The organism is Tabrizicola sp. (assembly GCF_036781545.1).
Classification (GTDB): domain Bacteria; phylum Pseudomonadota; class Alphaproteobacteria; order Rhodobacterales; family Rhodobacteraceae; genus Tabrizicola.
This window is the reverse complement of record NZ_DAIQAT010000023.1, coordinates 1-21868: the sequence shown is the minus strand read 5'-3', so window position 1 is coordinate 21868 and position 21868 is coordinate 1. Positions and strand designations below refer to the sequence as shown.

Here is a 21868-nt window from a genome sequence, read left to right as displayed (position 1 = left end):
CCGGCGGGGCGCCGTTCGTCAGCGCATTTCCTCGACCGGGGTCACGCCAAGGATACCAAGGCCTGCGCAAATAACAACGCCCACGGCCCGGGCGAGGGCGATTTTCGCCAAGGATTTTGCGGTATCCCCCTGGAGGAACCGCAAGCTGTCATCATCGTTGCCCTTGTTCCACAGCCCGTGGAAGTCCGAGGCCAGCTCGTACAGGTAGAAGGCCACCCGGTGCGGCTCATGCCCCTTGGCCGCGATCTCCACCAGCCGGGGCCATTCGCCCAGCTTGCGGATCACCTCCAGTTCGGCCTCGTGCCCCAGATGAGCCAGATGCGCCGCCGAAAGCGAGGCATCGCTCACATCCAGCCCCGTCTCGCTGCGCGCTTTCCGCAGGATCGAATTCACCCTTGCATTGGCATATTGCACATAGAAGACCGGATTGTCCTTCGACTGCTCCGTCACCTTGTCGAAGTCGAAGTCCAGCGCCACGTCGTTCTTCCGCGTGAGCATGACGAAGCGGACCACATCCGGCCCCACCTCGTCGATCAGGTCGCGAAGCGTGACGAAGGTCCCCGCCCGCTTCGACATCTTGACGATCTGCCCGCCCTTCAGAAGCTTCACCAGCTGGATCAGCTTGATGTCCAGCGTCACCCGGTTCTCCGACAGCGCCGCGACGACCGCCTTCAGCCGTTTGACATAGCCGGAATGGTCCGCCCCGAAGATGTTGATCAGCTCGTCGAACCCGCGCTCCACCTTGTTCCAGTGGTAGGCGATATCCGGCGCGAAATAGGTCCAGGCCCCGTCCGACTTCTGCACCGGCCGGTCCTGGTCATCCCCGAAGGCGGTGGAGCGGAACAGGGTCTGCTCCCGCGGCTCCCAGTCCTCCGGCGCCTTGCCCTTCGGCGGCTCCAGCACGCCGGTGTAGATCAGCCCCAGCCCGCGCAGCCGTTCGATCGCCGCCTCGATCTGCCCGGTGCCATACAGCGCCTTCTCCGACGAATAGACGTCCATCGTCACGCCCAGCGCCGCCAGGTCGTGCCGGATCATCGCCATCATCATGTCGGTGGCAAAGACCCGCACCTCGGCCAGCCATTCACTCTCCGGCATATCCAGGAGCCGGTCGCCATGCATGGCCTTCAAGGCCTCGCCCACCGAAATCAGGTAATCACCCGGATACAGCCCCTCGGCGATCTCGGGCGACAGCCCATTCGCCTCGCGATACCGCTCATAGGCGCTGCGGGCCAGCACATCGACCTGCCCGCCCCCGTCGTTGATGTAATATTCCCGCGTGACCGCATAACCCGCGAAATCCAGAAGCGAGGCCAGCGCATCGCCCACCACCGCACCGCGGGCATGGGCCACATGCATCGGTCCCGTCGGGTTGGCGCTGACGAACTCCACGTTCACCTTGCGCCCCTCACCCAGGGTTGAGCGTCCGTAGTCCGCCCCCCGCTCCAGCACCTCGCGCACCAGCCCCTGCCAGGCCGCAGGCTCCAGCCGCAGGTTCAAAAACCCCGGCCCCGCCACATCCGCCCCCGCGATGCGAGGGTCCTCCATCAGCCGCACCGCCAGCGCATCGGCAATCGCGCGCGGCTGCATCCCCGCCGGCTTCGCCAGCACCATCGCCGCATTGGTCGCCATCTCGCCATGGCCCGCATCGCGCGGCGGCTCCACCGCGACGCCGCTCAGGTCGAGGCCCGCAGGCAGCACGCCCCCGACCATCAGCGCCTCAAGCTCGGCCACCACAAGCTCACGGATATCGGCGAACAGGTTCATTTGATCACATCCTCTGATGCCCAAGGCCATGCCAGAGGCCCGATCAGAGGTCAAGAAGAGGCAGGGGATCACCCCTGCCGCCAATCCTCCAGCGCCGCATTCTCTTCCCCGGTGCCGCCCGCTGCGAAGGGCGACATCACCCCCCGGTTGCGGAAGTAGTAGGTCTCCCGCGCCCCGAAGTAGAAGGCGACGATGGCACCCAGCAGCCACCACAGTGGCTCCGGCACCGCGTTCAGCCCCACCATCCGCTTGGCAAAAGCCTCCGGATCGACCATCGCATAGGTGAAAAACCCCAGCGTTCCGAAGGCCAGGAAGGGCCGCGGCAGCCGGTTCAGCCCATTCACCAACCGGTCGAACCACGATAACGCCGGGTGCTGGTACTCCTCGCCCAGCTGCCGCAGCGCGGCCATCTGCGCCTCGGCCGACAGCTCCATCTTCTTCGTCGCCGAAGGCAGGAAGACCTCCGCCACCCCCTGCGCCGCTTCCCCCAGCGCACTCACCGCCGCGGGAGAGCCGATCAGCTTGCCGATCATCCCCATGCCGACACCCGCGCCGCATGCTGCGCCGCCGTCAGGTGGTATTTCGGCGCAATGAAGGCCTCGGCTCGCCTGATCCAGCCACCCTTGCCGCCATCCTTTGCCCGCGCATATTTCCGGCTGGCCGGGCGCTTGTCCGCCAAGGCGTAGTAATAGTTCCGCCGCGCGATCCCATAGGCATCCACCAGATGCGCGGGCGCCGCCTCAAAGGCCGCCTGCGCCGCGCGAATGGTCTGCGGCCCGATCTCGCCATCGGGATCGCAAGGAAACCCCATGTCGGTCAACAGCCGCTGCAGGATCTTCACCGCATTGCCGCCCGCGTTCACATACATGTCGAAGACCGAGGCCTGCAGCGCCTCCGGCAGGGCCGCGATCCCCGGCCGCTTGAAGTAGTGCTCCAGATAGATTTCCACCGCCTGCGCCCGCGTCAGCGCCTTCACATCGGCCAGATCGATCCGGCTGTCGCGGTTCACATCGATCCCCAGCCGCCGAAGCGTGTGGATCGTCACCCCATGGTTCGTGGCCCCGCCCGGATCGTCCGGGTCGTTCACGAAATCGCCCTCGCGGGTCACGATCTCTTCGGCAATCTCCCGGACATTCGGCATCGGCACCCCCTTCAGATCGGGGGACAGCCTGCCAGGACGGCCTTAACGCCGCCCTGCCGCAGCGCGCGCTCAGCTTGCGGGCTTGGCGCCGGGATCGACGTAGACGCCCTGCTCCTTCAGCGCGTCGACCACTTCCTTCGGCATGTATTTCTCGTCATGCTTGGCCAGGACCTCGGTCGCGACGAAGGTATCGCCCTCCATCCTGCCCAGAGCGATCATCCCCTGCCCCTCGCCGAACAGGTCCGGCAACACGCCGGTATAGCGCACCGGCACCGTTGCATTGGTGTCCGTCACCGCAAAGGCCACCTCGGTGCCCTCGCCCCGCCGGATCGAACCCTCGACGACCAGCCCGCCGATGCGGAACATCTCCTCGGAGGGTGGCGGCGAAGCGACAACCTCGGTGGGGCTGCGGAAATAATTCAGCGCCGTCGAGGGAACGAAGAAGTAGATCACGCCCACCATCGAGATCAGCGCCACCGCCGCCAGCGCGATCACCTGGATGCGCCGCTGCTTCTTCAACCCCTTCAGCCCGCGGAATTCCTGCTTGCCACTCATCGCTCGCATCCCTTGCTCCTGCGGGCTTTCTGCCACAAGGAAGGTGGGAAGGCATTGACCTCGGTCAAGTGCCTGTCACGGAAAGACCGGAGCCAGCATCAGCCCCTCGGCCTCGGGCAGCCCCAGCATCAGGTTCGCGTTCTGGATCGCCTGGCCCGAGCTTCCCTTGGTCAGGTTGTCCAGCACCGCCACGACCATCGCCCGCCCGGGAATCCGGTCGCCGATGACGCCCAGATGGCAGAAGTTCGATCCCGCGATGTCGCGGGTCGAGGGCAGCGCACCGAAGGGGAGGACTTGCAGGAAGGGCTCGTTTTCATACGCCTTTTCAAGCACCTGATGGACGGTCTTCGCATCGCCCTTCACATAGACCGTGGCAAGGATCCCCCGGTTCATCGGCAGAAGATGCGGCGTGAACTGCACACGGACCGGCCGCCCCGCCACCTTGGAAAACTCCTGGTCGAACTCTCCCAGATGCCGGTGCTTGCCGCCCGCCGAATAGGTGTGCGTCCCGCCGGACAATTCGGCGTGAAGCAGATTCTCCTTCAGGCTTCGCCCCGCGCCCGAAACGCCGGCCTTCAGGTCGATCAGGATATCGTCCAGGTCGATGCAGCCCGCCGCGATCAGGGGCCGCAGCGCGAACTGCCCGGTCGCCGCATTGCACCCCGTGCCAGCGACCAGCCGCGCCGCCCTGATCTCGTCACGGTAGAACTCGGTCAGCCCGTAGACCGCCTCCTTCTGGACATCCACTGCCGTATGCGGCTGGCCATACCACTTCTCGTATTCCGCCGGGTCGCGCAGCCGGAAGTCGGCGCTGAGGTCGACGATCCGCAAGCTCCGCGGCAGCTTCGCCACCACCTCCTGCGTCGTCGCATGGGGCAGCGCGCAGAAGCAGAGGTCCACGCCGGAAAAGTCGATCTCCTCGATCTTCGCAAGCTTCGGCAGGTCGAGATGCCGAAGGAAGGGAAAGACCTCCGCCATGGACATCCCCGCCTTGCGGTCCGCCGACAGGGCCACGATGCGCATCGAGGGATGCGTCGCGATCAGTCGGACAAGCTCTGCCCCCGTATAGCCCGAGGCCCCGAGGATGGCGATGCGATGGGTCATGGCTTGGGCTCCGCAACAGAAACGCGCCCTCTTTGCGCCGCTCCCGCTCGCAATGCAAGACCATCCCACCGGCCCGGCGAAAAACGACCCTTCGCATTGCTCTTTTCCAAATACTCTCCGGGGGTTTGGGGGTCGAAGCGCCCCCGACGCCCGAGGAGGAGGCGAAGCCCGACGACGAGACAAAAGGTCTTCGCGCGTCAGCGCTCAATATGACACCCGTTTCAACCCGACCGATCCGCCCCGTAGGGTGGGTCGTTCTGCGCCTCCGGCGCAGGTTGACCCACCGCCCCGTCAGGTTAAGAAACTCTGAACGCCCGCAGATAAGCCACTGAAATCATTGATCCAGAAACCCTGCCCGCGCGCGGGCAGATCACGGCACCGGCGTCCACATCACATCCTCGACCCGCGGTGCCCCGGTCGCCAGCATCACCACCCGGTCGAACCCCATCGCGATCCCCGCAGCCGGGGGCATCAGGGCCAGCGCCGCCAGGAAATCCTCGTCCAGCGGATAGCTCTCCCCATAGACCCGCGCCTTCTCGGCCATCTCCGCCTGAAACCGCCGCCGCTGCTCGCCCGGGTCGGTCAGTTCCCCGAACCCGTTCGCCAGCTCCACCCCACAGGCATAGACCTCGAACCGCTCCGCCACCCGACCGTCCCCCGGCACCTTCCGCGCCAGGGCCGCCTCCGCCGCGGGGTAGCGGTCCAGGATCGTCACCCGCCCCAGCCCCAGCTTCGGCTCCACCTTCTCCGACAGCACACGGCTCAGCATGTCCGACCAGGTGTCGTCCGCCGCCCGCCGCACCCCGATCCGGTCCAGCTCCGCCCCGAGCCGCCCCGCATCCGTCGCCCCGTCCGCCCGGATCGAGCCCAGAAGGTCGACCCCGGCATGGGTCGCGAAAGCCTCGGCCACCGACAGCCGCTCCGGCCCCCCGAAAGGATCACAGACCCGGTCCCGGAACCGCAGCACCGGGGTCCCCGCAGCCTCGGCCGCCAGCCGCAGGAAGGCGACGGTATCGGCCATCAGGGTCTCATACCCCTCGCCGACCCGGTACCATTCCAGCATCGTGAACTCCGGCGAATGCAGCGGACCCCGCTCCCGGTTGCGCCAGACATGAGAGAAGGCATGGATCCGGGTCTCCCCCGCCGCCAGCAGCTTCTTCATCGCGAATTCGGGCGAGGTGTGGAGATACATCTGCCGCCCCAGCCCGTCATTCCCGATGGTCTCGGTCGCGAAGCCATGCAGGTGGGCCTCGTTCCCCGGCGAGGTGGCCAGCGCCGCCGGGTCGACCTCGGTGAAGCCTTCCCCCGCCAGCCAGCCCCGGATCGCCGCCTGGATGCGGTTCCGGGTCAGAAGAAGCGGGCGACGGTCGGCGTGGCGCGAGGGGGTCCACCAGGGAGTGTCCGGGGCAGAGGAGGGATTCATCTGGAAATTCCGGTTCGGATCGGTTAGGGCGCGCGGATAACGGGCGGTCTAGGGGACCGGCCCCCCATTCACAAGGACCAACCCGTGAAAGTCATCGCCTCCTCGCTTCGCAAGGGCAACGTCGTCGAGATGGACGGCAGGCTCTATGTCGTCCTGACCGCCTCGAACTTCCATCCCGGCAAGGGGACGCCCACCACCAGCGTCGACATGCGGCGGATTTCGGACGGGACGAAGGTCAGCGAACGGTGGCGGACGACCGAGATGGTCGAGAAGGCCACGGTGGACGAGCGGGAGTATGATTTCCTCTACGAGGACGGGGAAGGCTTCCACTTCATGGAGCCGACCACCTATGAGCAGGTCGTCGTCACCGAGGATATTTTGGGCGCGAACAAGGCCTACCTGCAGGAAGGCATGCGCTGCTATGTGAAAACCTTCGACGGGGTTCCGATCGCGATGGAAGTGCCGCAGAAGATCACCGTCGAGATTCTGGAGACCGAGCCGGTGACGAAGGGGCAGACCGCGTCGTCGTCCTACAAGCCCGCGACGGTGCAGAACGGCCTTCGGGTCATGGTTCCCCCCCATATCGGGCCGGGCACGCGGATCGTGATCAACACCGACGACGACAGCTATGTCGAGCGGGCGAAGGACTGACTGCCCGCGCGCGGGCGGCTTTTGCAACCCATAGATTTCAACGGGTTGCCTGCGAGCATTAAGGAATTCGCAAGATTTGTAAGGCACGCCCCCGGGCGTGCCTTTTCGTTCGCGGGACCATCTTGAGAGCCGGCCAGAAGCCCGGCCTACGGCGCCAGTTCGCCGGCCTCGATGCGGAAGGGCAGGATGTTGCCGGGGGGCGGCAAGGGGCAGATGGCGAAGTCGGTGAAGGCGCAGGGGGGCGAGATGGCGCGGTTGAAGTCGAGCGTGATCTCGGTCCCGGACGGGTCCTCGCCGAAGAGGAAGCGGCAGGCCGGATAGGTTTCGCCCGCTGTGGCGTCGCGGAAGACGAACATCGGTTTGCCGGATTTCCAGTGTGTCGGGGTCAGGGTGACGGTCTTGCCCTGATGCTGGAACGTTGCGCGGTGGGTCAGGGTGACAGCAGCGGTAGAGCCGTCTTTCATCGTGATTTCAGCGGCCTCCGGGGTAAGGCTTTCCCATTTCGCGCGGACGATCCAGTCCGGGTCGTCGGAAAAATACCGCAGCGTGAGGGTCGGCTGGCGCGTCAGGTCGCGAACGCGGAGCGCCGGGATGCCGTCGACGGTGTGGATTTCCAAAAGGAACGGGTCGACGCGAAGCTGCGGGAAGGCATCGGGGACCGGCTGGAAGGGTTGCGGCGCTTCACCGGGGCGGGCGAAGGTCGCACCAGCTTCGGTGAGGTCCAGAGTGCCGAGGAGGTCCGGGCCCGAGGGCAATTGCACCGGCTGTGCCGCCCCGACGCTGTGCTGGCCCGGCGCGAGGTCGGTCCGGGCGACGAGGTTCAGCCAGCCGTCAGGCGCGGTCAGGGCGGCAAGGCGGGCGGCGCGGTGGTCTGCAAGCGGGATCATGTGGCGAGGATAGGCTGCCGGACGGGCGCTGCCTAGTGGGCGCGGCGCAGACCAGCGCCTTCCGTGGGATCGCCGCGACTTTTTGCGAATGAGACGCAATCTTAATTGATTGATTTCGCTTTACTTTATGCCAGAATCGCCCTACCCAGCCCCTATCGGGGAGTAGCGACCGCCAGCGATGGCGGAGGCACGTCAACATACTCGCGGGGCCGTTCCGCGTGGCGTGTCCGGTCCTTCAAGGGCTTTGCAAGACCGTGGCGAAGGGACTCTGCGGGCGGGGTCCGTCCATCGCCCGGATCAGCCCTGAGGAACCGACAATGACCCCGATCTCCATCGGCGTGCTTGCCGTTTCGATGTCAATCGATGCCTTCGTCGCGTCAGTCGGCAAGGGAGCAGCATCGCAGCGCCCGACCCTTGGCCATGCGCTGCGCACCGGCGCGATCTTCGGGCTGGTGGAAGCCGTGACCCCGATCATGGGCTGGGCGGCAGGCGTTGTCGCCAGCCGGTATGTCGCGGCGGTGGACCACTGGATCGCCTTCGCGCTGTTGTCCGCCGTGGGGGTCCACATGGTTCTGCAGGCCATGACCCGCAAGGACAGCACCGAGCCGCAGCCATCTTCGCTGTGGACGACCATTGCCACGGCGATCGGCACCTCGATCGACGCGATGGCGGTCGGGGTTTCGCTGGCCTTTCTGGAAGTGAACATCTTCGTCATCGCGCTGGCCATCGGCGTCGCGACCATGCTGATGAGTTCGACCGGAATCCTTGCTGGTCGCTTTCTGGGCCAGCGCTTCGGGCGGATCGCCGAAACCATCGGCGGCATTGCGCTGTTCGGACTCGGGTCCACGATCCTGGTCGAGCACCTGATGGCGGGCTGATCTCGAACCAACCGAAGCCCGCCGTTGATCAGGCGGCCTCGAACGTGATCTTCCGGCGCAGGAACTGGGTCGCCTTGTTGGACACAGAAGCCGGATCCCCGGTGGTCAGGAATTTCGACTGCGTGCCAGATCCGAGAAATTGCGGGCGGCGGGTCAGGTAGTCGGCAAGGCTTTCGGCCACGAGATTGGCCTGGGAATAGACCTTGACCCCCTGCCCCAGAGCCTCGGCGAAGATCTTCTCCATCAGGGGATAATGCGTGCAGCCGAGGATCGCGGCCTCGGGGTTGGGCATCCGGCGCTTCAGCGCCTCGACATGGGAGCGGACGAGGGCTTCGGCGAGGATTTCGTCGCCCTGTTCGATGGCATCGACCACGCCGCCGCAGGGCTGGGCCTCGACGTCGACACCGATGGCGCGGAAGGCCAGTTCGCGCTGGAAGGCCCGTGACGCGACGGTGGCGGGGGTGGCGAAGAGGGCGACATGCTTGACGGCCACTTCGCGCGGCGGCGAATTGTCGCCCCACTGGCGTTCGGTCAAGGCCTCGATCAGCGGGACGAAGACGCCGAGGACGCGCTTCTCCGGCGGGACCCAGGTTTCCTGCATCCGCTTCAGCGCCGCGGCAGAGGCGGTGTTGCAGGCCAGGATCACCAGATCGCACCCCTCGACCCAGAGCCGTTCAGTGGCGGCGCAGGTCAAAGCGAAGATGTCGTCGGAATCGCGGACGCCGTAGGGGGCATGGGCATTGTCGCCGAAATAGACAAAGGGGATATCCGGCAGGCGCTTTGTCAACGCATCAAGAACGGTAAGCCCGCCGAGGCCCGAATCGAAGACACCTACCGCCATGCCCTGCCCTTTTCGCCTGCCCGCGGGTCATCCTGCCCGCTTGTGGGTTGCATCATAGGCAGAGCGGCCCGGTTTCGGAAGGGCTGCGACATCGGGCCGGGCTTTTTCTGCGCTGTCACGGCATTTACATCAGAACAGGTTTTCACCAGAAGCATGGCTCGTGTTAATGTGCTTCGGGTTTGAAAGAGGATGACGGGATGGATTGGGACAAGCTGAGGATCTTTCACGCGGTGGCGGAGAAAGGCAGCCTGACCCATGCGGGCGATGTGCTGCACCTGTCGCAATCGGCGGTCAGCCGGCAGATCCGCGCGCTGGAGGAGAGCCTGGCAGTGACGCTGTTCCACCGCCATGCGCGGGGGCTGATCCTGACCGAACAGGGCGAGCTTCTGTTCGACGCGACGCAGCAGATGGTGCGGCGGCTGGATGCGACGGCGGCGCGGATCCGGGACAGCGAGGACGAGGTCTTCGGCGAGCTGCGGGTCACGACGACGATGGGGTTCGGCACGCTGTGGCTGGCCCCGCGTCTGGCGCGGCTCTATGAGAAATACCCGGCGCTGAAGATCGACCTGATGCTGGAAGAGCGGGTCCTGGACCTGCCGATGCGCGAGGCGGATGTGGCGATCCGCATGAAGGAGCCCTCCCAGGCCGACCTGATCCGCAAGCGGCTGATGCAGATCCGGATGCAGCTGTTCGCAACGCCGGAATACCTGGCGGCGCATGGCACGCCGGTGACGATGGACGATTTCTCCAGCCACCGGCTGATCGCGCAGCATGCGGGGACGCCGCAGGTGGCGGCGGGGGCCTCGCTGGTGGCGGAGTTGATGACGCATGACATCCCGTCCACGCTGACGGTGAACAACTATTTCGGCGTGTTGCAGGCAGTGCTGAACCATCTGGGGATCGGGGTGCTGCCGGATTACCTGACGGACGATTTCCCCAATCTGGTGCGGGTCCTGCCGGATGTGCAGAGCGGCGAGGTGCCGGTCTTCCTGGCCTACCCCGAGGAACTGCGGCATTCCAAGCGGGTGGCGGCCTTCCGGGACTTCGTGACCGAGGAAATCATGACCTTCCGCCGCCGCCAGTCCGAGGAGGCGGCGGCGTGAAATGCTGCCATGCAGCATCTGCATAACGGCAATGCCCAAACGTCGGGCATTCCTGACTTGTTTGCGCAAGCACGGGGCACTATTTCAACTCTCGAAGCGGCGACGAGCTTGGCTCTTGCCCCTTCGTACCTCCCTGTTGGACTTGGCCGAGCGGAAGCTCGGCCTTTTTTTTCATCCAAGCGCTGCCAGACGCGCCTGAAGGAAGGCGCGGTCGGCGGGCCATGTCATAGACAAGGCGATCAGGCGGCACAGCGCGCTTTGCGGCTCACCGGCCCCGGGCGCATGCGGGCCCGGAAGCGGCCAAAAAATTTCGCGAAAATTTGGCCCCCGCGCGCTGGCTGCGGTTTGCCCTTCCCCGGCCTTTCCCTTATGAGGCGGGCCAAGCCGCCAGAGGGGATGCCATGCAAGAGCCCGCCATCACGCCGGACCTCGTCGCCAGCCACGGGATCAAGCCCGATGAGTGGGAGCGGCTGCTGGGCATCCTGGGGCGGAAGCCCACTTTCACCGAGCTGGGCATCTTTTCCGCGATGTGGAACGAGCATTGTTCCTACAAGTCGTCGAAAATCCATCTGAAGAAGCTGCCGACCACCGGGCCGCAGGTGATCTGCGGGCCGGGCGAGAATGCGGGCGTGGTCGATATCGGCGACGGGCAGGCGGTGATCTTCAAGATGGAGAGCCACAACCACCCCTCCTATATCGAGCCGCATCAGGGTGCCGCGACCGGCGTCGGCGGCATCCTGCGCGACGTGTTCACCATGGGCGCACGCCCCATCGCGGCGATGAACGCGCTGTCCTTCGGCGTGCCCGATCACCCCAAGACCGCGCATCTGGTCAAGGGCGTGGTCGAGGGCGTTGGGTCCTACGGCAATGCCTTCGGGGTGCCGACGGTCGGGGGCGAGGTGCGGTTCCATCGCAGCTACAACGGCAATTGCCTGGTCAACGCCTTTGCCGCCGGCTTGGCGGATACCGACAAGATCTTCTACTCGGCGGCTTCGGGCGTGGGGATGCCGGTGGTCTACCTCGGCGCCAAGACGGGGCGCGACGGGGTGGGCGGGGCGACGATGGCCTCGGCCGAATTCGACGACACGATCGAGGAGAAGCGTCCGACGGTGCAGGTCGGCGACCCCTTCACCGAGAAGCGCCTGCTGGAGGCCTGTCTGGAGCTGATGGCCTCTGGCGCAGTCATCTCCATCCAGGACATGGGCGCGGCGGGGCTGACCTGTTCAGCGGTCGAGATGGGCGACAAGGGCGGCCTTGGCATCCGGTTGCAGCTGGACGACGTGCCGCAGCGCGAGACGGGGATGACGGCCTACGAGATGATGCTGTCCGAGTCGCAAGAGCGGATGCTGATGGTGCTGAAGCCCGAGATGGAGGCGGAAGCGCGGGCGATCTTCGTCAAATGGGATCTGGACTTTGCCATTGTCGGCGAGACGATCCCCGAGGATCGCTTCCTGATCCTGCATGGCAACGAGGTGAAGGCGGACATTCCGCTGTCGAAGCTGTCGTCCTCGGCACCGGAATATGACCGGCCTCATGTGCCCTCTCCCGACCCGGCACCCCTGCCGCAGGTGCCCGCGATCACCCCGATTGCGGCACTGAAGGCGCTGATCGGCTCGCCCTCCTATGCGCACAAGGGCTGGGTCTATGAACAGTATGACAGCCAGGTGGGGGCCGATACCGTGCTGCCGCCCGGCGCCGGGGCTGGCGTGGTGCGGGTGCACGGCACCGGCAAGCTCTTGGCCTTCACCTCGAACGTGACGCCGCGCTATGTGAAGGCGAACCCGTTCGAGGGCGGCAAGCAGGCGGTGGCGGAAGCCTACCGGAACCTCGTGGCGGTGGGGGCGAAGCCCCTGGCGACGACCGACAACCTCAACTTCGGCAACCCGGAAAAGCCCGAGATCATGGGCCAGTTCGTGGGCGCGCTGGAAGGGATCGGGGCGGCGGTGAAGGCGCTCGATATGCCCATCGTGTCGGGGAACGTGAGCCTCTACAACGAAACCGATGGCAGCGGCATCCTGCCGACGCCGACCATCGGTGCGGTCGGGATCATGAAGGCCGAGGAACTGATCGCGGGCCAGCCGCAGGACGGCGACATCGCGGTGGTGATCGGCGAGACGCGGGGGCATCTGGGGCAGTCGGCATTGCTGGCCGAGGCCTTCGGGATCGAGGCGGGCGAGCCGCCGCCCGTCGACCTGACGCTGGAAGCGAATGCGGCCAAGGCGCTGCTGGCGAACCGCAGGCGCATCCGTGCCGCGCGGGACCTGGGCGACGGGGGCCTCGCGCTGGCGGCGTTCCGCATGGCCGAGGGCGCTGGCATTGGCCTGACGCTGAAGACCGGCGAGATCGGCCAGCTTTTCGGCGAGGACCAGGCGCGCTATCTGGTGGCGATCCGGGCCGAGGACCTGGCGGCCTTCATGGCGGCGGCGGGCGGGGTCAAGGTGACTCAGGTGGGCAAGTTCGGCGGCGACAAGGTGACGTTCGGGATGGAGAGCGCGCCGATGGCGGATCTGTCGCGGCTGTACCGTTCGGCCTTTGCGGCGGTGGTCGGGGTCTGATGCTGCGGCCCGCGACGGCCCGTGACCTCGATCTGATCGCGGCCCTCTGGCTGGCGCCGACGAATGCGCAATGGATCGAACCGCCGGAAGAGGGCGAGATCGAGGGGGCCATCGGGCGCGGCGAGGCCTTCCTCTGGGACCTGGACGGCGAGGTCGCGGGTTTCGCCACGATGATGACCTGGGTGCCGCAGGTCTATGGGCTTTCCGCCCTGGTCAGCACGCGGCCCGGACAGGGCGAGCCACTGCTGCGGGCCGTCCTGGCCCGGGTCTTCGGACCGTTGCAGGGCCATCGGATCGGCTTGGACGTGACGGTGGACAATGCCCGCGCGCTACGGCTTTACGAAGGGCTCGGGTTCCAGCGCGAAGGCCACATTCGCGAATGCTGGAAGCGGCCCGGTGGCGACTGGATCGACTGCTACCTGATGGGCCTCTTGGCGCGGGAGTGGCGGCGATGAGCCTGCGTCCAGCGGCACCGGCCGATTTCGCCTTCATCCGCGGGCTTGCCAGCCGCCCGGACTATGCGCCCTTCATCACCGACGAGGACGATGCGGTCTTGGCCGAGTATCTGGCCGACCCCGCCTCGCGGCTGCTGATCTGGGAGATGGCGGGCGAAGCCGCGGGCTTTGCGCTCTTCTGCAAGATCGGCGAGCCCTCCGGCGCGGTGGAGTTGCGCAGGCTGGCGCTGGCCGGTGTGGGCGGCGGCCAGGGGCAGGCCTTCCTGCGGGCGCTGCTGGACTACGGGTTCGGCACGCTGAAGGCCGCGCGGGTCTGGCTGGATGCGTCGTCGGAGAACCCGCGGGCGATGAGGGTCTACGAGCGCGCAGGTTTCACGCTGGAGGGGCGACTGCGGCAGCACTGGTATCGCCCGGTGCCGGGGCGGGTGGTGGACCTGATGCTTTACGGGATGCTGCGGCCGGAATGGGAAGCCCTTGAACCGCTTCCGGCGCGGGCCTAGGTTGAAGCCAAAGGAGACGCCGAATGCCCATCGAAGCCCGTGACATCGAAACCCTGCTGCGGGAGGCCTTTCCGAAGGCGAAGATCAGCGTGCAGGGCGACGACGGTGCGCATTTCGCGGCGGAGGTGATCGACGAGTCCTTCCGCGGGCTGAACCGGGTGCAGCAGCAGCGCGCGGTCTATGCCGCGCTGAAGGGCAAGATGGACGGCCCGAACGGCGCGCTGCACGCGCTGGCGCTGACGACGAAGGCGCCGGAGTAAAGCGGCTCGCCGCCCGCCTTGTCGGGCGCCGGGTCAGCCCCTATCTTCAGGCGGGCCCTATCTTCAGGCGGTTTTTCGGGCGGAGGGATGCGGGATGGCGACGGGTGCGGGACTAGGCGGGCTGGTGTCCGTGCTCATGCCGCTGGTGGGGATCGTGACCATGCTCAAGGCGCGAAACCGCCGCAAGCGAGGCCTGCCCGAGCCGGTTGACACGGACTTCGAGGCCCGCCGCGCCGCGACCCTGGAATCCCAGCGGCGCATGGAAGCCTATCTGGCGCAGCGCGGCGCGGCCAGCTATCACGTCAGCGAAGACGACGAACAGGAGATCAGGCGATGAGCGCCCAAGACACGATCCGTGACACGATCACGAAGAACGATGTGGTGCTGTTCATGAAGGGCACCAAGATGATGCCGCAATGCGGGTTCTCGTCCCGCGTGGCGGGGGTCCTGAATTTCATGGGGGTCGAGTTCCAGGACGTGAACGTGCTGGCCGATGCCGAGATCCGGCAGGGGATCAAGGATTTCAGCGACTGGCCGACGATCCCGCAGCTTTACGTCAAGGGCGAGTTCGTGGGCGGCTGCGATATCGTGACCGAGATGACGCTGTCGGGCGAGCTGGATCAGCTTTTCGAGACGAAGGGCGTGGCCTTCGACAAGGAAGCGGCGGACAAGATCCGCGAAGCCAACGCCTGATTTTACGCGGGGCGGTGGGTTTCACCCACCCTACGGGGCGATGGCGCAGGTCAGCAGCGGCGTCTCGCCCTCGGGTGTTTTCCAGTAGAGCGTCGCCTCGTCGCCCTTGGTCCACCAGACATAGTTCGACCCGTCCGAGGGCCAGCCGTAGCGGGCCCCGGAGGCGGCGGGTTCGTTGATCAGCGTGATCTGGCTGCCTTCGACATGGATCACGGCAAGGCTCTGGTCCGGGCCGTTGATATAGGTCGCGGGCACCTCGACGCCGCGGTCGCAGAGATAGCGGTCGGAGGTGAATTCCTGCGCGGCAGCGGCGGTCGGCAGCAGGGCGAGAAGAACCAGGACTCTCATGCGCGCACCTGCTCTTCGACGCGGGCGGCCATCGCTTCGGCGCGGGCGGCGATCTCGGCCAGCGTTTCGTTCACCTGCGGCGGGATCACGGCGACGTCGCGGGTGGCAACGGGCCGGGCTTCGAGCTCCGCGACGCGGGCGCGCAGGGTGCGAAGCTCGTCCTCGACCGCAGCCGTCTTGTCGGCCAGCATCAACCCCGCCATCAGCAGCATCTTCGCCTCGGGCAGACGACCCATCTGGGCGATGATCGGCGCGGCTTCGGCATCCAGCATTCCGGCGGCAGAGCGAAGGAAATGTTCCTCCCCCGGCTGGCAGGAGACCTGGAACGGGCGGTCGCCGATTGTCACTTCAAGTTCAGGCATTGCCAGCCTCCGTCAGGTGGGGTTCCAAAGCGGCGAGGATTTCGTCCATCTCGGCCATTTCGGTCAGTCGCGTGGCGCGCAGGGCTTCAAGCTCGGCGGCCATCGCCTTGTTGATCAGGCCGGGCTCGGTCGCGCCCGCGGCGGCGGCCGTGCGCAAGGCCTCCAGCTGCTCGCGCAGGCTTGCGTTCACCCGGCGCATCCGCTGCAGTTCCAGCCCCTGCACGTCCAGCTCCTGCGTCAGCCGGTCGACCTTGTCCTGCAGGTCGCCCTTCGCCTCGCGATCCTTGGTGGCGCGGAGGCGGGCCTGGAGCTGGGCGGTCAGCGACTTCTCTTCCTCGAGCTGGGCGCGCAGCGCGGAATCCGCGGGGACCGAGGCGGAGGTGCCGGCAGCCGCGGCCTGCCGGGGCTGCGAGGCCAGCCGGTCCACGCCCTTGCCGATGCGTTCCAGCGCGGTGGTGATCCGCTTTTCCAGCTCGGTTATGTCCTGCATCCCTTACCCCTTGCACCCCGGACGCTGTCCCGGCGCCCGTTCCTGGCGGGGGTGCGGCGCGGCGAATCGCCCTGCCCCCGGTCGCAGACGATCTTAGCGCGAAACCCCGGAAAGGCGACCTGCCTTTCTTCCCAAGGCCTTGGGCAGCGAGCTTGATCTTGCCTGTCGCGGTGGATAGGACGCAGGCAACTGCGTTGCCACGCCCCAGCCAAAGGAATCCCGCCTTGGACATCCAGACCCTCCGCCAGAAGAACCCCGACCATTGGATGCACGCCACCGCGATCCGCGCCCTGACGCTGGATGCGGTAGCGGCGGCGAACTCGGGCCATTCGGGGATGCCGATGGGCATGGCTGACGTGGCGACGGTGCTGTTCGAGAAGCACCTGAAATTCGACCCCAAGGCCCCGCGCTGGCCGGACCGCGACCGCTTCATCCTGTCGGCGGGGCATGGGTCGATGCTGATCTATTCCCTGCTCTACCTCACCGGCTATGCCGACGTGACGCTGGACCAGATCAAGGCCTTCCGGCAATGGGGCTCGATCACCGCGGGACACCCGGAATACGGCCATGTCTCGGGCGTGGAGACCACCACGGGGCCGCTGGGCCAGGGGATCTCCAACGCGGTGGGCTTCGCCATGGCCGAAGAGAACCTGCGCGCGCGCTGGGGGGCGAAGGTGCAGGATCACCATACCTGGGTCATCGCGGGCGACGGCTGTCTGATGGAGGGGGTCAGCCAGGAGGCCATCGGCCTGGCGGGCAAGCAGCAGCTCGGCCGCCTGATCGTGCTGTGGGACAACAATGGTATCACCATCGACGGCAAGGTCTCCATCGCCGACGTGACCGACCAGAAGGCGCGCTTCGCGGCCTCGGGCTGGGACGTGTTCGAGTGTGACGGGCATGACCCGGCGGATATCGACCGGGCGCTGACGGCGGCCAAGGCCTCGCCCCGGCCCGCGATGGTGGCCTGCAAGACGCATATCGCCATCGGCCATGCGGCGCAGGACACGTCGAAGGGCCACGGCGCCCTGACCGACAAGGCGCAGCTGCAGGCGGCGAAGGATGCCTATGGCTGGAAGGGCGGACCGTTCGAGGTGCCTGCGGACATCAAGGCATGGTGGGAGTCGCTGGGTGCGCGCGGCGCGAAGGCGCGGGCGGAGTGGGAGGCGCGTCTCGCTGCGCTCTCGCCCGCGAAACAGGCCGAATTCGCCCGCATCTTCGCGCTGGAAGCCCCGGCGAAGCTGGCCTCTGCGATCCGGGCGGTGAAGAAGCAGGCGGTCACGGACCTGCCGAAGCTCGCCACCCGCGCGGCGTCGGAGAAGGTGCTGGCGGCGGTGAACCCGGTCATGCCGGAGACGATCGGGGGGTCTGCCGACCTGACCGGCTCGAACAACACCAAGACCGCCGATCTGGGCGTCTTCACGCCCGAGGATCGCAAGGGCCGCTATGTCTATTACGGCATCCGCGAGCATGGCATGGCGGCGGCGATGAACGGCATGGTGCTGCATGGCGGGGTCCGGCCCTATGGCGGGACGTTCATGTGCTTCACCGACTATGCCCGCCCCTCGATGCGACTGTCGGCGCTGATGGGCGTTCCGGTGGTCTATGTGATGACGCATGATTCCATCGGCCTGGGCGAGGACGGTCCGACGCACCAGCCGGTGGAGCATCTGGCGATTTCGCGGGCGACGCCGAACACGCTGGTGATCCGCCCCGCCGACCTGGTCGAGACCGCCGAGGCCTGGGAGATCGCGCTGACCGAAAAGACCCGGCCCACGGTGCTGGCGCTGAGCCGCCAGAACCTGCCCGCGGTGCGCAAGGCGCATACCAACGCCAACATGGTCGCGAAAGGTGGCTATGTGCTGGCGGAAGCCACCGGCAAGCGGCAGGTGATCCTGATGGCGACGGGCTCCGAGGTGGAGATCGCGCTGAAGGCCCGCGAGGTGCTGGAGGCGGAGGGGATCGGCACCCGTGTCGTCTCGATGCCGTCGATGGAGCTGTTCGCGGCGCAGGACGAGGCCTGGCGCAAACGCGTGCTGCCCGCCGGGCCGGTGCGCGTGGCAATCGAGGCGGGCGTGCGGCAGGGCTGGGACCGCTGGCTTCTGGGCGAGCGGGGTCGCGAGGCGAAGGCCGGGTTCATCGGCATGTCGAGCTTCGGCGCCTCGGCCCCGATGGAGCGGCTGTACGCCGAGTTCGGGATCACCGCCGAGGCGACCGTGGCGAAGGTGAAGGCGCTGCTCTGAGCTTTGCGGCGGCTCGTCGTTCGTCTTCGACGCTCCTCGCAGCGGGTCACGCGACGAGGAGACGAAGTTGAACGAGGAGCGTCCGATGGCGAAAACCGAGGGGCCGCCCGGTCTGGGCGGCCTTTTCAATGGCGGAATCGCGCGGCAGTGTCCGCCTGAACGGAGGGAGCGGGCATGGCGGGATGGCGCGGGTTTGCCCCGGCGATGGGCGGGCCGAAGCTCGTCGACCTTGCGCGGGCGGGGTTTGGTGCGGGGATGGGGCTGCTCGTCGCGGGGCTCGCGTTGCGCGGCCTTGGCCTCGGCTGGCTGATCGCACCCTTCGGGGCCTCGGCGGTGCTGGTCTTCGCGGTGCCGAACAGCCCGCTCGCGCAGCCCTGGTCAGTGGTGATGGGCAACACGCTCTCGGCGCTGGTGGCGCTGGCGGTGATCACCGCGCTTCCGCATCTCGACTGGGCGGTGCCGCTGGCCGTGGGACTGGCGATCGCGACCATGCTCGCCACCCGGGCGCTGCATCCGCCGGGGGGCGCGGTGGCGCTGCTGGTGGCGCTGGGGGACAAGACCGAATGGGTACACATACTGGGGCCGGTCCTGGCCGGGTCCTGCCTCTTGGTCGCGATCGGCATCCCGTGGAACCGCGCGGTGGGCCGGGTCTACCCGTTCCGCCAGCCCGCCCAGCCGGGGGCACATGGCACCATCGACCCCAAGCCGGAAGAGCGCATCGGTCTCGACCCAGCGGAACTGGCGACGATCCTGGAGGACTTCCGGCAATCGTCGAACGTCGGTGTCGCCGACCTTGCCCGGCTGGTGGGCGCGGCGGAACAGGCCGCGGCGGCGCGGCGGATGGAAGGGTTCGCGGCCTCGGACATCATGTCGCGCGATCTGGTGACGGTGGGGCCGGAGGCGCCGCTGAGCCAGGTCGCCGATATCTTCCGCAAGCGCGGCTTCACCTCGCTGCCGGTGGTGGGCGAGGAAGACCGGCTGCTGGGCCTGATCTTCCAGATCGACCTGATCCGCCGGGCCCGCGAGGATGCCTTCCGCCAGCATCACAGCCTGATCCGGGCCCTCGCGCATCTGATCGACAGCCACCGCAAACGGCCCCCGAAAGCCGCCGAGATCATGGAGACCGACACCCCCCGCATCGCGCCGGACACGCCTGTCGGGGCGATCATGCCGCTTCTGGCCGACGGCGGGGCCGAGGCGGTGGCCGTGGTCGAAGGCCCGCGCGTGGTGGGGATCGTGACACGGACCGACCTCGTCTCGGCCCTGGCGCAGCGGCTGGCGCTGGTGCAGCAGGCAGGCTAGCGCGGCGGCGCGCTGTCCTCATACTCGTCGCCGGGCGGCATCTCGCCCTCGACATCGTCGTCGATATCTTCCGCGTCCGGCACCCCGTCGTCGTTAAGGTCGTCGTTCGGCGGGTCGTCCTCGGCGTTGAGCGCGCTGGAGGTGACATCGGCATCCGCCAGCGAAACCTCCGGCAGGTCCTCGTCGGGCTCGTCTTCCGACGGCAGGACGCCCCCCTCTTCCGAAGCATCGCCGTCCGACAGGCGCGGGCCGTCGTCGGTGTCGGAGTGCGGGAAGGTCTGCTCCTCGCCCTGGTCGGTCAGCGTGGGGAATTCGCCAAGGTTGCCCTGGATCGATGCCTCTTCCACCACCGGCTCGGCGGCCTCTTCCGGGTCGAGGGTGGCGGGCGGTACCTCCTCGATGGCGATCAGTTCGCGGGCTTCGGCGAGATAGGCCTTCGAGCCGCCGTCCGGTCGCCCCGCCTCGCGCCAGAGCTTGTCGGCGCGGGCGCGGACACGTTCCTCCCAGGCTTCGAAATCGCTGCGGTCCATGGCGCCACCTCCTCATCCGGTCGGCGAACCAACGCCAAGACGGCAGGCGGGGTTCCGTCAGTGCGCGGCGGCCTTCTTGCCGGTCACGGCAGCCCAGAGCGGGCCGATCAGCCGGGTGGCGACCGGGATCAGGATAATCCCCAGGATCAGCCCGAAGACCCCGTCCAGCGCCGCGGTCACCAGCCAGGTGACGAAGCCCTGCGCCACGGGGACGGCCTGAGCGGCAGCCTCGGCGATGTGATGGATCGTCTGGTAGGGCCAGGCCCAGAGATGCGTCACCTCAAGCCCGTGGATCACGATGTTGCCGCCGACCCAGAGCATCGCCGCCGTCCCCACGGTGGACAAGAGCGCCATCAGCTTCGGCATTCCGCGCACCAGCCCGCGGCCAAGCGCCCTGCCCCCGCTGGTGCGGCCCTTGGCGGCCAGATGCAGGCCGACGTCATCCATCTTCACGATCAGCGCCACCGCGCCATAGACCGCAACGGTGATCAGCGTGCCCACCACCGCCAGCGTCACCGCCTGCAGCCAGAAGCTGGGGCTTTCGATGGTGGCAAGCGCGATGGTCATGATCTCGGCCGAGAGGATGAAATCGGTCTTGATCGCGCCAGCGACCTTTTCCTGTTCCAGCCGGGCCGGGTCTCTGGTGTCGAAATCCGCCTCTACGCCCTCGTCGGCATGGGGGGCGAAGGCATGGGCCAGCTTCTCTGCGCCCTCGAAGCAGAGATAGGCCCCGCCCAGCATCAGAAGGGGCGTGATCGCCCAGGGCGCAAACCAGTCGAGCGCGAGGAGGCCAGGCAACAGGATGACCAGCTTGTTCCGAAGCGAGCCCAGCGAGATGCGCCAGATGATCGGCAGTTCCCGGTCGGCAGAGAAGCCGTGGACGTATTTCGGCGTGACGGCGGCATCGTCGATCACCACGCCCGCGGCCTTGGTGCCAGCCTTGGCCGCCGCCGCCGCGACATCGTCGATCGAGGCCGCCGCGACCTTGGCGATGGCCGCCACATCGTCGAGAAGTGCGAGAAGTCCGCTCATGCCCTGCCCCATCCGCCCTGCAACCGTGGATGTAGCGCGGAACGCAGGATTCGGCAAAGCGCTGCAGAGGGTTAGCGCAAACAGGCGAAGATTGCGCTAACATCCTGATAACGTGTCGCTTTCCGCCTTGCATACTGTCGTGGACCGGCTAAGGCCTGTAAAACGCATAGCGAGGGGGATGTCTTTCATGACGGTAACTGTCGGCATCAACGGTTTTGGCCGCATCGGGCGCTGCACCTTGGCCCATATCGCGGAATCGAACCGCAACGACGTGCAGGTGGTGGCGATCAACGCCACCGGGCCGGTCGAGACCAACGCCCACCTCCTGCGCTACGACAGCGTTCATGGCCGCTTCCCCGGTCTGGTGAAGGTGACCGAGGACGGGCTTGACCTTGGCCGCGGACCGATCCGGATGATGTCGACCTACAACCCGGAAGAGCTGGACTGGCAGGGTGTGGACGTGGTGCTGGAGTGCACCGGCAAGTTCAACGACCGCGACAAGGCGGCGGTACATCTGGGGCGCGGGGCGAAGCGGGTGCTGGTCTCGGCCCCGGCCAAAAGGGCCGACCTGACGGTGGTCTACGGCGTGAACCACCGCAGCCTTCTGCCCGAGCACAAGGTGGTCTCGAACGCCTCGTGCACGACGAACTGCCTGGCGCCGCTGGCCAAGGTGCTGAACGACAGCATCGGCATCGAGAGCGGCATCATGACCACGATCCACAGCTACACCGGCGACCAGCCGACGCTGGACCGC

25 protein-coding genes and 1 riboswitch are annotated in these 21868 nt (G+C 67.0%); of the genes, 12 read left to right on the top strand and 13 right to left on the bottom strand.

The annotated features are described in order from the left end of the window. Positions 1-18: 18 nt before the first annotated feature. The 6 genes from argS to epmA all read right to left on the bottom strand — a co-directional run bounded on the left by argS (position 19) and on the right by epmA (position 5987). Positions 19-1764, bottom strand: coding sequence for an arginine--tRNA ligase (gene argS / locus V7Q39_RS06350; RefSeq protein WP_333815719.1), 1746 nt, complete (start codon positions 1762-1764; stop codon positions 19-21). A gap of 68 nt (positions 1765-1832) precedes the next feature. After that, a complete protein-coding gene (locus tag V7Q39_RS06345; protein WP_333815718.1) occupies positions 1833-2303 on the bottom strand; it encodes a holin family protein in 471 nt (156 codons plus the stop codon). Beyond that, entirely contained in the window at positions 2294-2905 is a 612-nt protein-coding gene (locus tag V7Q39_RS06340) for a holin-associated N-acetylmuramidase (protein WP_333815717.1), read from the bottom strand. The genes V7Q39_RS06345 and V7Q39_RS06340 overlap by 10 nt, the downstream gene beginning before the upstream one ends. 69 nt (positions 2906-2974) lie before the next feature. Beyond that, on the bottom strand, positions 2975-3433 hold the full coding sequence (gene ccmE / locus V7Q39_RS06335) for a cytochrome c maturation protein CcmE (RefSeq protein ID WP_333815735.1): 459 nt from the start codon (positions 3431-3433) through the stop codon (positions 2975-2977). 102 nt (positions 3434-3535) lie between these two features. Further along, complete coding sequence (gene argC / locus V7Q39_RS06330; RefSeq protein WP_333815716.1) at positions 3536-4564, bottom strand: N-acetyl-gamma-glutamyl-phosphate reductase; 1029 nt, start codon at positions 4562-4564, stop codon at positions 3536-3538. A 370-nt stretch (positions 4565-4934) separates the two neighbouring features. Next, positions 4935-5987, bottom strand: coding sequence for an EF-P lysine aminoacylase EpmA (epmA, locus tag V7Q39_RS06325; protein WP_333815715.1), 1053 nt, complete (start codon positions 5985-5987; stop codon positions 4935-4937). An 84-nt stretch (positions 5988-6071) separates the two neighbouring features. On the opposite strand from epmA, the gene efp reads away from it, so the two are divergent. Beyond that, entirely contained in the window at positions 6072-6638 is a 567-nt protein-coding gene (gene efp / locus V7Q39_RS06320) for an elongation factor P (RefSeq protein ID WP_333815714.1), read from the top strand. 146 nt (positions 6639-6784) lie between these two features. On the opposite strand, the gene V7Q39_RS06315 is transcribed toward efp, so the two are convergent. Continuing rightward, a complete protein-coding gene (locus V7Q39_RS06315) occupies positions 6785-7525 on the bottom strand; it encodes a DUF1684 domain-containing protein (protein ID WP_333815713.1) in 741 nt (246 codons plus the stop codon). A gap of 145 nt (positions 7526-7670) precedes the next feature. Next, positions 7671-7794, top strand: a riboswitch (yybP-ykoY riboswitch). A 48-nt stretch (positions 7795-7842) separates the two neighbouring features. Here V7Q39_RS06315 and V7Q39_RS06310 point away from each other — a divergent pair. Continuing rightward, a complete protein-coding gene (locus tag V7Q39_RS06310) occupies positions 7843-8403 on the top strand; it encodes a manganese efflux pump MntP (protein WP_333815712.1) in 561 nt (186 codons plus the stop codon). A 28-nt stretch (positions 8404-8431) separates the two neighbouring features. On the opposite strand, the gene murI is transcribed toward V7Q39_RS06310, so the two are convergent. Beyond that, on the bottom strand, positions 8432-9244 hold the full coding sequence (murI, locus tag V7Q39_RS06305) for a glutamate racemase (protein WP_333815711.1): 813 nt from the start codon (positions 9242-9244) through the stop codon (positions 8432-8434). 197 nt (positions 9245-9441) lie between these two features. Between murI and V7Q39_RS06300 the strand changes: the two genes are divergently transcribed. The 7 genes from V7Q39_RS06300 to grxD all read left to right on the top strand — a co-directional run bounded on the left by V7Q39_RS06300 (position 9442) and on the right by grxD (position 14810). Beyond that, on the top strand, positions 9442-10347 hold the full coding sequence (locus V7Q39_RS06300; protein WP_333815710.1) for a LysR family transcriptional regulator: 906 nt from the start codon (positions 9442-9444) through the stop codon (positions 10345-10347). A 401-nt stretch (positions 10348-10748) separates the two neighbouring features. Further along, entirely contained in the window at positions 10749-12902 is a 2154-nt protein-coding gene (purL, locus tag V7Q39_RS06295; RefSeq protein WP_333815709.1) for a phosphoribosylformylglycinamidine synthase subunit PurL, read from the top strand. Further along, a complete protein-coding gene (locus V7Q39_RS06290) occupies positions 12902-13357 on the top strand; it encodes a GNAT family N-acetyltransferase (protein ID WP_333815708.1) in 456 nt (151 codons plus the stop codon). The genes purL and V7Q39_RS06290 overlap by 1 nt, the downstream gene beginning before the upstream one ends. After that, positions 13354-13857: a GNAT family N-acetyltransferase gene (locus V7Q39_RS06285; protein ID WP_333815707.1), complete on the top strand. Its 504-nt coding sequence runs from the start codon at positions 13354-13356 to the stop codon at positions 13855-13857. The genes V7Q39_RS06290 and V7Q39_RS06285 overlap by 4 nt, the downstream gene beginning before the upstream one ends. A 23-nt stretch (positions 13858-13880) precedes the next feature. After that, positions 13881-14117, top strand: coding sequence for a BolA/IbaG family iron-sulfur metabolism protein (locus tag V7Q39_RS06280; protein ID WP_333815706.1), 237 nt, complete (start codon positions 13881-13883; stop codon positions 14115-14117). Positions 14118-14211: 94 nt separating this feature from the next. Then, positions 14212-14454 carry a hypothetical protein gene (locus V7Q39_RS06275; RefSeq protein ID WP_333815705.1) on the top strand — a complete coding sequence of 81 codons (243 nt, stop codon included), beginning with the start codon at positions 14212-14214 and terminating at the stop codon, positions 14452-14454. Further along, positions 14451-14810, top strand: coding sequence for a Grx4 family monothiol glutaredoxin (gene grxD / locus V7Q39_RS06270; RefSeq protein WP_333815704.1), 360 nt, complete (start codon positions 14451-14453; stop codon positions 14808-14810). The genes V7Q39_RS06275 and grxD overlap by 4 nt, the downstream gene beginning before the upstream one ends. A 30-nt stretch (positions 14811-14840) precedes the next feature. Here the strand turns inward: grxD and V7Q39_RS06265 are convergent, their stop codons facing one another. Genes V7Q39_RS06265 through V7Q39_RS06255 form a run of 3 tightly spaced genes read right to left on the bottom strand, consistent with a single transcriptional unit; the run spans position 14841 to position 16010 of the window. Continuing rightward, positions 14841-15158, bottom strand: coding sequence for an MliC family protein (locus V7Q39_RS06265; RefSeq protein ID WP_333815703.1), 318 nt, complete (start codon positions 15156-15158; stop codon positions 14841-14843). Next, positions 15155-15520, bottom strand: coding sequence for a cell division protein ZapA (locus tag V7Q39_RS06260; protein WP_333815702.1), 366 nt, complete (start codon positions 15518-15520; stop codon positions 15155-15157). The genes V7Q39_RS06265 and V7Q39_RS06260 overlap by 4 nt, the downstream gene beginning before the upstream one ends. Continuing rightward, positions 15513-16010, bottom strand: a complete 498-nt coding sequence (locus V7Q39_RS06255; protein ID WP_333815701.1) for a hypothetical protein — start codon at positions 16008-16010, stop codon at positions 15513-15515. Before V7Q39_RS06255 ends, V7Q39_RS06260 begins: the two co-directional genes overlap by 8 nt. Before the next feature lie 224 nt (positions 16011-16234). Between V7Q39_RS06255 and tkt the strand changes: the two genes are divergently transcribed. Both tkt and V7Q39_RS06245 read left to right on the top strand, forming a co-directional pair. Then, complete coding sequence (gene tkt, locus V7Q39_RS06250; protein WP_333815700.1) at positions 16235-18250, top strand: transketolase; 2016 nt, start codon at positions 16235-16237, stop codon at positions 18248-18250. Positions 18251-18424: 174 nt separating this feature from the next. After that, positions 18425-19552: an HPP family protein gene (locus V7Q39_RS06245; RefSeq protein WP_333815699.1), complete on the top strand. Its 1128-nt coding sequence runs from the start codon at positions 18425-18427 to the stop codon at positions 19550-19552. Here V7Q39_RS06245 and V7Q39_RS06240 read toward each other — a convergent pair. Beyond that, on the bottom strand, positions 19549-20082 hold the full coding sequence (locus tag V7Q39_RS06240) for a DUF2934 domain-containing protein (protein WP_333815698.1): 534 nt from the start codon (positions 20080-20082) through the stop codon (positions 19549-19551). The genes V7Q39_RS06245 and V7Q39_RS06240 overlap by 4 nt on opposite strands. A 57-nt stretch (positions 20083-20139) precedes the next feature. After that, entirely contained in the window at positions 20140-21114 is a 975-nt protein-coding gene (locus V7Q39_RS06235; RefSeq protein WP_333815697.1) for a DUF808 domain-containing protein, read from the bottom strand. A 187-nt stretch (positions 21115-21301) separates the two neighbouring features. On the opposite strand from V7Q39_RS06235, the gene V7Q39_RS06230 reads away from it, so the two are divergent. Beyond that, the coding region (locus V7Q39_RS06230; protein WP_333815696.1) for a type I glyceraldehyde-3-phosphate dehydrogenase at positions 21302-21868 on the top strand (567 nt) is incomplete at its 3' end.

Excerpts from the sequence above, each read along its gene's own strand:
- argS (WP_333815719.1), bottom strand. The coding sequence starts at position 1,764 with ATGAACCTGTTCGCCGATATCCGTGAGCTTGTGGTGGCCGAGCTTGAG.
- V7Q39_RS06345 (WP_333815718.1), bottom strand. The coding sequence starts at position 2,303 with ATGGGGATGATCGGCAAGCTGATCGGCTCTCCCGCGGCGGTGAGTGCG.
- V7Q39_RS06340 (WP_333815717.1), bottom strand. The coding sequence starts at position 2,905 with ATGCCGAATGTCCGGGAGATTGCCGAAGAGATCGTGACCCGCGAGGGC.
- argC (WP_333815716.1), bottom strand. The coding sequence starts at position 4,564 with ATGACCCATCGCATCGCCATCCTCGGGGCCTCGGGCTATACGGGGGCA.
- epmA (WP_333815715.1), bottom strand. The coding sequence starts at position 5,987 with ATGAATCCCTCCTCTGCCCCGGACACTCCCTGGTGGACCCCCTCGCGC.
- V7Q39_RS06315 (WP_333815713.1), bottom strand. The coding sequence starts at position 7,525 with ATGATCCCGCTTGCAGACCACCGCGCCGCCCGCCTTGCCGCCCTGACC.
- V7Q39_RS06310 (WP_333815712.1), top strand. The coding sequence starts at position 7,843 with ATGACCCCGATCTCCATCGGCGTGCTTGCCGTTTCGATGTCAATCGAT.
- murI (WP_333815711.1), bottom strand. The coding sequence starts at position 9,244 with ATGGCGGTAGGTGTCTTCGATTCGGGCCTCGGCGGGCTTACCGTTCTT.
- V7Q39_RS06300 (WP_333815710.1), top strand. The coding sequence starts at position 9,442 with ATGGATTGGGACAAGCTGAGGATCTTTCACGCGGTGGCGGAGAAAGGC.
- purL (WP_333815709.1), top strand. The coding sequence starts at position 10,749 with ATGCAAGAGCCCGCCATCACGCCGGACCTCGTCGCCAGCCACGGGATC.
- V7Q39_RS06290 (WP_333815708.1), top strand. The coding sequence starts at position 12,902 with ATGCTGCGGCCCGCGACGGCCCGTGACCTCGATCTGATCGCGGCCCTC.
- V7Q39_RS06285 (WP_333815707.1), top strand. The coding sequence starts at position 13,354 with ATGAGCCTGCGTCCAGCGGCACCGGCCGATTTCGCCTTCATCCGCGGG.
- V7Q39_RS06280 (WP_333815706.1), top strand. The coding sequence starts at position 13,881 with ATGCCCATCGAAGCCCGTGACATCGAAACCCTGCTGCGGGAGGCCTTT.
- V7Q39_RS06275 (WP_333815705.1), top strand. The coding sequence starts at position 14,212 with ATGGCGACGGGTGCGGGACTAGGCGGGCTGGTGTCCGTGCTCATGCCG.
- grxD (WP_333815704.1), top strand. The coding sequence starts at position 14,451 with ATGAGCGCCCAAGACACGATCCGTGACACGATCACGAAGAACGATGTG.
- V7Q39_RS06265 (WP_333815703.1), bottom strand. The coding sequence starts at position 15,158 with ATGAGAGTCCTGGTTCTTCTCGCCCTGCTGCCGACCGCCGCTGCCGCG.
- V7Q39_RS06260 (WP_333815702.1), bottom strand. The coding sequence starts at position 15,520 with ATGCCTGAACTTGAAGTGACAATCGGCGACCGCCCGTTCCAGGTCTCC.
- V7Q39_RS06255 (WP_333815701.1), bottom strand. The coding sequence starts at position 16,010 with ATGCAGGACATAACCGAGCTGGAAAAGCGGATCACCACCGCGCTGGAA.
- V7Q39_RS06245 (WP_333815699.1), top strand. The coding sequence starts at position 18,425 with ATGGCGGGATGGCGCGGGTTTGCCCCGGCGATGGGCGGGCCGAAGCTC.
- V7Q39_RS06240 (WP_333815698.1), bottom strand. The coding sequence starts at position 20,082 with ATGGACCGCAGCGATTTCGAAGCCTGGGAGGAACGTGTCCGCGCCCGC.
- V7Q39_RS06235 (WP_333815697.1), bottom strand. The coding sequence starts at position 21,114 with ATGAGCGGACTTCTCGCACTTCTCGACGATGTGGCGGCCATCGCCAAG.